The organism is Saccharopolyspora sp. NPDC002686 (assembly GCF_040295745.1).
GTDB classification, from domain to species: domain Bacteria; phylum Actinomycetota; class Actinomycetes; order Mycobacteriales; family Pseudonocardiaceae; genus Saccharopolyspora; species Saccharopolyspora oryzae.
Map to the genome: position 1 here is coordinate 1 of NZ_JBEOVY010000671.1, position 1,218 is coordinate 1,218.

General features: G+C 70.8%; 1 protein-coding gene and 1 pseudogene. Both read right to left on the reverse strand.

Going from position 1 to position 1,218, the window contains the following annotated elements; all coding sequences use genetic code 11:
* Positions 1-24 precede the first annotated feature (24 nt).
* Positions 25-441: a hypothetical protein gene (locus tag ABTZ89_RS38795; RefSeq protein ID WP_351054493.1), complete on the reverse strand. Its 417-nt coding sequence runs from the start codon at positions 439-441 to the stop codon at positions 25-27.
* A 277-nt stretch (positions 442-718) separates the two neighbouring features.
* A pseudogene (locus ABTZ89_RS38800) lies at positions 719-1,218 on the reverse strand (nucleotidyltransferase domain-containing protein); the annotation flags it as partial.

The window sequence follows — 1,218 nt, forward strand, 5'->3', positions numbered from 1 at the left end:
GAACACTGTTACGCACTCACGACCTCAGGCCACCAGCAGCCCGACGCCCAGCGTCACCACACCACCGGCCAGCGACAGCGCGCCGAGCCAGACCAGCGCGATCAGCCGGTTCGGCCGGTGCACGTCCCGCCCCAGCGAGGACAGGAAGAACCCGGCCGACATCAGCGCCGCCGCAGCAGGCACCCCGAGCCGGGCCAGCCACCCGAGTGCACCGGTCAGCGCGGTGGCGTCGGCGAGCACCAGGCAGACCAGCCCGAGCGTGACGAGCACCCCGGCGTGCGCGTGCCCGGCGCGGGCGAAGTTGCGCTGGAACTCGGTCATCGGTACCTGCCCCCGGACGACCTTGGTCAGGAACCAGCCGCCGAACTCGATCGTGACGATGGTCAACAGCGTGGCTCCCGCGACGTACTGGCTCGCCGCGCTCAACGACAACTCCGGCATGCAGCCCCCTCAGATCACGTAACATCGTTATAAAACACTGTTACGCAACTGCGGTCAAGAGCCGGTGACGCCCGGACGAAAGCGTCCCCGCGCCCGTCAACCGGGCACGGGGACGCCTTTTCCGACGGGCGCCCCGCCCGCTGGGGGTTCCGGCCGGGCGCCTCATTGCCACGGAGGGGGGAGCCGTGACGGCGATGACTCTAGCCGATCTCTCACCCGAAAGAGATTCACATTGCAATCGGGGCTCCAGTCCCTGCTCACAGCGCCGAAGCCCGTTTCAGGCCAGGAGCTCCCGGCCACCGATTCCGCACAACGCGCGCGCCTCGTCGACCGCCGCGACCAACGAGTCCGGCGACAGGCCTGCGATCACCTCGTCCACCGCGCGCAGGCCCGCCTTGGCGAGCAGGCGCTTCTCGTTGGTCACCCACTCCCCTCGCGCCGCCAGGACCGCGTGCGCCGATTGGCAGGCCGCTTGGGCGATCGCTCCGGCCGTCTCAGCGAGACGGCCGTGGGGCGCGTGGTTCGCACGTGCGTAGGTCAGGACGAGCGAGGCTTGCTGCCACCAGACCGCCGGCGCGGCTTCCCGCAACGCCTGCGGGTACTCCGGGCGCGGTAGTTCGCCGTGCAGGACCCGGTTGATCGCCAGCTCGGCCAGCACGAGGTAGCTCGGGATGCCCGCCAGGTGGAACATCAGCGGCTGCCACTCGAACCGCCCGGCGCGGGCCTCGGCGAGCACGGGCGCGACGACCGCGAGGTCGCGGGAGTGGGCGTCCACCC

Coding starts and splice junctions, on each gene's coding strand:
- ABTZ89_RS38795 (WP_351054493.1), bottom strand. CDS start 441: ATGCCGGAGTTGTCGTTGAGCGCGGCGAGCCAGTACGTCGCGGGAGCC.